The sequence below is a fragment of the Geodermatophilus marinus genome (assembly GCF_003428645.1).
In the GTDB taxonomy this organism is placed as follows: Bacteria; Actinomycetota; Actinomycetes; order Mycobacteriales; family Geodermatophilaceae; genus Geodermatophilus.
On record NZ_QVQH01000051.1, the window covers coordinates 1 to 8,363 of the forward strand.

General features: G+C 65.2%; 5 protein-coding genes and 1 pseudogene. 2 read left to right on the forward strand and 4 right to left on the reverse strand.

Annotated elements, in window-relative coordinates; genetic code table 11:
* Positions 1 to 199: 199 nt before the first annotated feature.
* From D0Z06_RS24780 to D0Z06_RS26645, 4 genes and pseudogenes are all read right to left on the reverse strand, one after another.
* Positions 200 to 1,579, reverse strand: a complete 1,380-nt coding sequence (locus tag D0Z06_RS24780) for a hypothetical protein (protein ID WP_147332131.1) — start codon at positions 1,577 to 1,579, stop codon at positions 200 to 202.
* 25 nt (positions 1,580 to 1,604) lie between these two features.
* A complete protein-coding gene (locus tag D0Z06_RS24785) occupies positions 1,605 to 2,390 on the reverse strand; it encodes a hypothetical protein (RefSeq protein ID WP_117380212.1) in 786 nt (261 codons plus the stop codon).
* Positions 2,391 to 2,434: 44 nt separating this feature from the next.
* Complete coding sequence (locus tag D0Z06_RS24790; RefSeq protein ID WP_117380213.1) at positions 2,435 to 2,689, reverse strand: hypothetical protein; 255 nt, start codon at positions 2,687 to 2,689, stop codon at positions 2,435 to 2,437.
* A 547-nt stretch (positions 2,690 to 3,236) separates the two neighbouring features.
* Positions 3,237 to 4,347, reverse strand: a pseudogene (locus D0Z06_RS26645) (ISAzo13 family transposase); the annotation flags it as partial.
* A 1,527-nt stretch (positions 4,348 to 5,874) separates the two neighbouring features.
* Between D0Z06_RS26645 and D0Z06_RS24810 the strand changes: the two are divergent.
* Together D0Z06_RS24810 and D0Z06_RS24815 are read left to right on the forward strand one after the other, a co-directional pair.
* Entirely contained in the window at positions 5,875 to 6,708 is an 834-nt protein-coding gene (locus tag D0Z06_RS24810; protein ID WP_117380218.1) for a S8 family serine peptidase, read from the forward strand.
* 72 nt (positions 6,709 to 6,780) lie between these two features.
* Positions 6,781 to 7,743, forward strand: a complete 963-nt coding sequence (locus D0Z06_RS24815; protein WP_158580090.1) for a cyanobactin maturation protease PatG family protein — start codon at positions 6,781 to 6,783, stop codon at positions 7,741 to 7,743.
* The last annotated feature ends 620 nt before the right edge of the window (positions 7,744 to 8,363 follow it).

The window sequence follows — 8,363 nt, forward strand, 5'->3', positions numbered from 1 at the left end:
TGTGAGGACTTTGCCGAGGCCCTGACCCTTCCCCTGGCCGGCGCAATCGAAGGGGAGCCGGTTATGGGGAAGCGGGGGGAGCTCTCGGCCGGCCACCCGGGGTCGGCGCGGCCGACGCGTGCCCAGTCGCATGACGAGGGTCGTGACGTCCACTGGGTGAGGGCATTGCCTTGAGTCAGGCAATGGCGTCGGCGGTTCGTCACTCAGGCGAGTAGCGCACGAACATGGGGTCGATCGATGTCCGGACCGGTGATGCATTGTCGGTGTTCAGCAACGTGTGTGATGCCCAGTTCGCGTTGCGCTGGTAGGTGACGCCGAGGGGGAAGTTCGCAGGGTCCGGGTGGTTCGAACCGGAGAAGACGCCGTAGAAGTCCCTGTCCACGGTGACGAGCCGGATGTAGTCACCGAGGAAGGGCAGGCCTATCCGGGGTGGGTCGGAGAAGAGCGCGGTGTGGAGCATCATGCTGGTCGGAGCTCCTTGCCAGGCGTTGTTTGTGAGTTCCAGTTGGGTCACCCAGCGCGCGGCGCTCCCCGTTCCGACCAGCTGTTGGAACAACAGCCCCACGGTTCCGTCGCTGTTGACGGCGAGCGCGGGGTTTTTGGCGTTCACCGCCGTGCGCAGATCGCCGCTCCAGGTTTGGCCCCGATCAGTGGAGCGGCGGACGTGCAGCGTCCAGTCCGTGCCCGCCGACCCGCCAACCCGATCGCACCACGCGATCCAGACGTTCGTCGAGCTTGCGGGGTCGACGGCGACGGCCAGATCCGCCCCGATCCGTTCTTGACCGAGCGGTCCGACGCTGGCTGTGAAATGAACGAACCGGTCAATCGCGACACGGACCCCGGGCTGTGTGTCGCCGAGGTCGTTGAGGGCGGAGAACCCCGGATTGCCCTGCGCCCAATTGTCGTCGCGGACGACAACGATGTCCATCAGTGCGTCGGTGAACGTGGTGGTGCTCGCCACCACCTGACTCCACCGGTGGAAGGCGGCGTAGACGGTTCCGTCCGGGTGCACGGCGGTGCGGACCGGGGGTCCGTCCTGGCCCACCGTCTGCCGCCGCTCGAGCCGCTTCGGCGTGAAGCCGGCTGGCGCGGGAGCGGTCCGCGCGTTTGGAGAGGACTCAACCGAGGCGGTTCGGGGTTGGGCGTTGAAGTCGTTGTGTCCGACAAACACCCGATCCTGACCGGCGCCCGGCCCACCCGCGACGGTGGCGGCGCTGACCCACGGTTGGTCCTCGTCGGGGCGGTCGACCAGCTTCGTCATCGGCGTGGGAGCGAACGGGTTGCTCGTTCGCAGCACGTTGAGGTTGGTGTTGCTGAAGTTCAGGATGCCGGCGTACAAGCTGCCGCCACGTGTTCCGAAGCCTACGGAGATGTCCCGTGTACCCGGTCCGCCCGGCACGATGGAGCGTAGCGACCAGGTGAGGCCGCCGTCGGCTGAAACGAACACCGGCGCCATCGGCCCGTTGAACGGGTCTCGGGTGAACGCAGTGGCGACCATCTGCTGCGGGTTCTCGGGATTGACGGCGATGTTCGGCTCCGCGTCTTGGGCCGTCTCCCCGCTGAGAGACCGGGGAATCATGTTAACGATTCGGATCACTGTGGCCTCACATCCCGCGCTCGCGCAGTAAATTCAGCTGTAGGCTGGGCTGCAGATCCATGGCGTGTCTGAGCTCGAAGGGGGCCAGCTCAGCCCGCTCCTCGGGCGTGCGATGAAGCAACCAAAGGCCGCCTTGGCCGGCCTTTGGCTTGAGCCAGTCGCGCCACTGCACGTCGAGGCTGTTGGCGTAGAGGGCGGTGACCGCGATCGGCCCGCCGTCGGGTTGCTGCCCCACGTCGCCGCGGGCGACCAGATCGACCTGCAGCGTGGCGATCCACCATAGGGCGGCGTGTTCACTGGGGTAGCGTTCGCTGGGGAGGTGGGCGTGCGGAACCTCCGCTAGCGCGCTGACGTGGCCGCGCACCACGGCATCGGCCCGCGCGGCGTGCTCGGCGACGTCGTCCTGGGCGAGCTCGGCCAGCGCGGCCTGCACGGCGGAGACCGGCGCGACCACCCCGGCCAGGCTCGCCGTCCGGGCGGTGCCCGCGTCGGCGGGCAGGCGGCCCACCTCGGCCACCGCTAGCTGGTCGCCGTAGGCCAAGCCGTTGGCGAAGAAGGTCGCCCGCTCCCCTCCCTCTAGGCGTGGGAGATCGGCCGATGTCTGCACGATCACCCTGCTGCCGGTCGGGACGGTGAATTCCGCCGGCGCGTGCAGCACCTGCTCGACCTGGACGACCGTCGTACGGTCGTCCGCCGGAAGCCCGGCCTCGGCCGTGACTCCCCGCGCCTCGACGGTTCCGGTGAAGGCGAAACCGGAAGTCGCTACCAGCTGTTTGATCGTCGGATCAGTCATCTCTGTTCGCTCTTCCGCAAGGATCTGAAACGCAGGACGTTGCGCTACCGGGGCTTGACTCGCAAGCGCCGAACGGCGCCGCTTGTCACCCAGTACATCGCTGCCGCGGACACCGCCACGAGCGGGATGTCGATGAGCAGGTATTCCCATCCGATCCGGAACTCTCCGCTGACGATCGTGGCGGCGATGCCGAGCAGGACGGACAGCAGAATACCTAACCGCAAGCGCCGGGCGGGGGGAATCGCCCCGAGGACCAGGCCCGCGCAAGCGCCGCACAATATGGGAAATAGCTCACTCATCTCCGGATGACCTCACTCTCGGGATGACCTAATTCTTGCGGTTGCTCGTCCGGGGACGAGTGCTGCATCGACTCGTGACGGCCGCACGGCAAGAGATTCACGGACGGCGGTGCCCGCATCCGGGTGCCGTCACCGCACCGCACCACTCGCTATAGGACTCGATCCGCTCTAGGCGTGATACTCATATAATGGGTCTGAGGCGTCACTGGTGCGTCACTGGTGCGTCACGGCTGACCGGAAGCCGAGCCTCACCCGGTCAGCCGTCAAGATCAAGTCCCCGGGCGTGGCGTGTGACGGCTTCCGCGTGATCCTGCTGTTGGGTCATGCGCTGAGCGCCGGAACGATCACCTCCTCAGTGGCGGAGTCGGTGTTGTGTCTGGCGATGAGTTGGATGCGGCAGCGGGCGAGGACGTTGAGGTCGAGGTAGCGCCGTGAAGCGAAGAGCGCCTCTGTGGTGGCAAGCGCAGCGTGCTTTCAGCGATCGTGCGCCCGTGCTCGGCCAGCAGCGCGCGGGTGTCGGCGATGGGGCGATGGCTTGGCCGATCGAGTTGGCGTTGATCCCGAACAGGTCGGAGAGCACATTGCTCGGGCAGAGCTGGCGCTGATAGACGGCAGTGACCAGCACCCGGTCGGCCTCGGTGAGCAACCCGGGTGCTGCCCGCTCCGGCCGCGCGGCGCCGCGGCCCGCCGCGCTGCTCGAAGCGGCGTTGGGCGGCCTGGGCGGCCTGCGCCGGTGCGAGCAGCGCGGCGAGCTCGGCTGGTTCGGCGCCGGTCATGCCGGTCTGCCGTTCGTCGGCGACGACGGCCAGCGCCCGGGCGCGGGCGTGAGTGCGCTCCTCGGCCGGCATCAGGCCGAGCTCGCCGGTGCGCGATAGTGTAGATCCAGGTGCCGTGGCCGGCGTGGGCGGTGATCGGCAGAGCGCGCAGCTGCTCTGCCGGGACGGCCAGCCCGGGCGGATAGCTGCCGATGTCAAGTTCACCTCCACCGGCAGCCCGGTTCGGGTGCGGGCCGAGGCGATCGTGGCCACGACAACCTCATGGCTGGTCGGCGGCCAGCTCGGCCTTCCAAAGCCGGTAGCGGTAGCTGTTGGAGCCGCCCGCGTCCGCGGTGATCAGCAGCCGGTCCGCGCTCGGATGGTCGAGCGCGCCGCGGGCGGCCCACCAGCGGCGGATCGAGGCGGCGGCGAACGCGGAGGTGTCGTGGTCGACCCCGACATTCACCCAGCCGGCATCGGTGCCCAGGTCGTAGGCGCCGTCAGGAATGGCGAGCAGTATCTCCGGGCCCATGCTGGAGAAGCTGTGGTCCACCATCGGGGCCGGATCGCCCTTCGGCCGCCATTCTCGGCCGGCCGCGGGCAGCTGTCCGAGCTGCTCTTGCTTCTTCGAATCCACGCTGATCACGGTGCTCCGGCGGCCTGATGGGCCTTGGCCTGCGCGTTGATGTAGGCGAACTGCGCATCGCGATCGGGATGCTGCTTGCGTTGCAGCGTCTTGGCGGTGCTCTGCAGGCTGAACCCGGCCTGCCGCAGCAGCCGGCCCACCGTCGGCGCGGAGACCGGATGGCCCTGCCCGGCCAGCTCGACGGCCACATGCCGCAGCGACATCGTCGTCCAGCGCAGCGGCGACGTCGGATCGCGCCGCGCGTCCGGCTCGACCAGGCCCGCTCACGCAGCTCCCGGGGATAGCGGGTGGTCCGATTTGCCACAACTCCATCCTCCTCAAGGATTGGGGTCTCCAAACTCGCCGGGGCCGGGCAAACGGTCCCCGTGACGGCGCGGTGACGTTCTCGTGACGCACTGGGCTTAGACTGAAGTTGAGACTCGAGGTTCAACCTAGAGACCCGCCGCGCGGGGTGGCCGAACCGAGGAGGACCCGAATGTCACGCACCTAAGGGACCTCGCAGACCTTCGTCCGGCGGGTGGACCTGTTCCCGGAATTCCTTGAGAACCAGGTGATGCTGCGAGGCAGCAGCCTCGCGGTGGCAACCGTCGTGTCTCGGCACAGCCCTGTAGGAGGCTTCGCGGCGAGGAGCAGCCAGCCGAAAGGCGCTCCGAGCCGATCGAGCAGCGGATCGGCCCTAGGTCTACCCCCACTACTGACCAGACAGGCAACACCAAGTCGAGGAGGGATGAAATGCGTGGAACCCCTGGATTCACCGCACACGTGACGCTATCCGATTCATTCGGAGCAGCGGCACCGCAGGCGGGGAGAGCTAACGATCCGCCTGGTTATGAATCGGACTCCGTCATCCAACCTCAAGCATACTTACGCGCTTGCTACTACACGATCCCTGATTGCAATCTCGTGGGCGCTTACGGGCTAACTCAGGGTTGGTGGCGGGCGTGGTGGTGTCACCAGTCTCCGGCTACAAACAATTATGCATGTCTGTATGCATAGGGCCTCACAGTCACAGCCGCCTCACAGCCACAGCCACGGATAGCAGCCCAGCGACGGAGGAGCGGACATGAGCGTTCCGGGATTCACGGCCGACATCGCCCTGGCCTCAAGCAGGACAGGATACGCTGCATCGCCAACAGCCAGTCCGGTCGACTCATCGAGAATCGTACCGCAGTACTATTACCAGAATGGATATCTCATCTGCGTCGGCGATTTTGATTGTAACGCCATGTTCAGCAGCGGCCACTGCGGCTGGGTGGCCGCCTGCAACGCGTACAGCGGAGGCTACTGGTGCTACTGCAACTACGTCTGAGCCCGTGATCTGGGCGCTGTACTTAGCGCATCTTTGAATCGGCGCGAGGACACCTGCTCACGCAGCACCGCGGTGGCGATGGGTCAGCGCTTGTTCGCATGCCGAGCCATGCCAACTGTGCCAACGCCTCGTGGAGACGTTGGCACAGTTCGAGTGGCCCTATAGGGGAAGGCGGTCAGATTCACGTCCGGAGCAGGAGGCGTCGGGACGTCTCGCGTCGAATTGGTGGCCTTAACGCCTGCGGCGCCCACTTAATGGTGGACGACGTCCGTCTCTGACGGTTCAGAGGTGAGGTGACCGCCGAGGAGGCTGGGTGTGCGAGCATCGGCCGATGTCGGCGCTTACGGAGTAATAGGGCTCCCACCCGACGGTCACACAGATGCCAGGGCGGGCTGGGAAGAACGGACAAGCCAAGGAGACCGGTGTGGCGCAGGACGCGTCGTCCTCGACTCGTTCGTCGGGGCTGGAACCTTTGATGGCGCGCACCCGGGGTCAACCCGAGATCGTTGTGGGCCTTCTTGACGGTCCCGTCGCTGCTGAGCATCCCGATCTTTATGAGGCTCGCCTTCATAAGACGGGCGAGTGGGCGCAACACTTCGGTGGCTCAGAGGACCGGGCGTACCGGCACGGCACCTTCGTGGCTGGTGTGCTTGCCGCTCGCCGAGATAGCCAAGCGCCAGGGCTTTGTCCGGATTGCACCTACTTGATTCGGCCCATCTTTGAGGCGACGACGAATAGAAAAAACCCCGACGGGCCATCCACTAGCCCCGTGCGACTGGCAGAGGGGATAAAGGATTGCGTCGACCGTGGCGCCCGTCTCCTCAATTTGAGTGCCGCCTTCGTCCAACCATCGATTAACCCGGCCCCAATGCTCGAGCAAGCTTTGGACTATGCGGCTCGCCGTGGAGTCGCTATTATAGCTGCCGCCGGAAATCAGGCTACCATAGGCACTTCCGTTATCACCCGACATCCTTCAGTGATCCCTGTGGCAGCTGCCGACGTGAGCGGTCGAGTGATCAGTTCCTCGAATGTGGGCGGGTCAATCGGCCGGCGCGGCCTAGCTGCACCGGGCGTTAACATCACGAGTCTTGATTATGCGGACGGTGTCCAGACCTGGACCGGAACCAGCGCTGCCACACCCTTCGTCACGGGTGCCTTTGCTCTGCTTCTCTCATTGTTCTCCACCCTGCCGATTGAGGAGGTGAAGGCTGCCGTCCTGCAGGCGGCCGGCAGGCAACGTCACTCAGTACTGCCGCCCTACCTGAATGGGGAGGCGGCTTACCATCTTCTCCGGGCCAGAAAGGGATGATTGGTTATGCCAACAGCAGACGAGGCGAGGATCGCGACCGAGGTCATGGATGCACCGATTGTGCAGTCTCAGATGCCGCCTATTGCGAGGGAGTCCAGCGTTGGCCCCCTCCAACCGGGACCTGGAACGGTGCTCCCTCCGACGGGGGCGGCCTCGGCGCCATTGGTCGCACGGGACGCGCGACCGCTCGACTCGCCCGAGCGGTCTCACCCGCAGTCCGCCATATCCTCGTCCGTGACCGAAACTGAGCAGGCCGAAAGTCCACCAGACTACATCTTTGCGCTTGGTCGTATCGTCCCTCGATTCCCCAGTCTGAGCGTGGAAAAGGAGTTCGCCCAAGCCACCGGTCGTGCCGACGCGAACGGATTGACCGACCGTGAGGCATTGCGGACCGTGCTGACCGACCGCGCTAACCGGTATTTGGCCCGCCAGCTTGCTTGGGTCTTCACGGTGGAGGGCCAGGAGACATACCTCTTGGTGCCGCGCGACCCTGCGGACTTCGAACTGCTTATCGAATCCGTGCGACCCACGCCGCGAGCCACTGACATTGACGTAATTATTGGCGTGCGCGGCCCTCTTGCCCCGCCTGAATATGCCAACGGCTTGGTGCTGCCTTTCGGGCTCGTCGATCAGATATTTTCTTTCGACGTGGATGCGCTGATTAGTAGTCTTCCTCGCCCCGAAGACCGATCCCCCGAGCAGTTTGGTTCTGCCGCCGAGGATCTCTTCGCCCGACTAGTACAGATTGCTGACAATGCAGGGGCGACGGATGAACACCGCGCGTTGAATTTTCTCGCGGTTCGATACCCCAGAATATATCACCAGATGGCGGAAGCCTTCACTCGAAACTTCGCCCTGGCCTCGGTGCGAGTGCGTCCTTCTCGCCTCAGCGGCGTGCGCAGGATATCAGACGTGGTGTTCACATGGCGTCACCGGGAAACGGATGTCGAGGAGTCGTTCTTTGTGCGAGTCGACCATACGGAGGAATTTCCTTTCCTCGTCACTGGGCTCTCTCCCTATCTGGAGAGGTTGTGAGCCTGTTGCGGTCGTCTGTTAGAGAAGTGCCGCGGAGGAGGTGGGCAAATGCCTAAGTCCGACAAGCCTAAGAGGGCGGAATCTCGGGGCGAGGCTGAGGGGGCGACCTCTCAAGAAGCTCAGAGCCGACAGTCCAGTCACCGGTCGAATGAACAGTCAATCACGCCACGCTGGAAGGTGCGCTTGCCTGGGTTCATTCCAGATCAAGAGATCGGGATGGGCGACGTAATCACTAGGGCGACGAGCCGTGTCGGTATTGCCCCTTGCAGTGGTTGTGCTCGGCGGGCTGCTAGGCTAAACCGCATGGTCGGTTTCGGTCCGCGTCGATAGGCCGGTCCGCGGCGGTGAACGTCTTGCGCAAACGAGGGCTGATTGTGTGCGGCGTTGTCAGGCCGTGGGAAGCCGACTGGGGCAGGAGCTGGTGCCGACGGGCATGCTATTCTTTTTGACTTGGTACATTGTTAGCTCGCCCTGGAGCCGTGGTCGTTACCGCAGCACGCCCCCAACGCGGGGTGCGCTTGAGCGCGCCGGGCTTGACCATCCCTCAAACCGGTGACACCGGTCCTCACACGGCGCTCGCCGACCTGGGCCGCAATCAGGGCCTCGGCAAAGTCCTCACG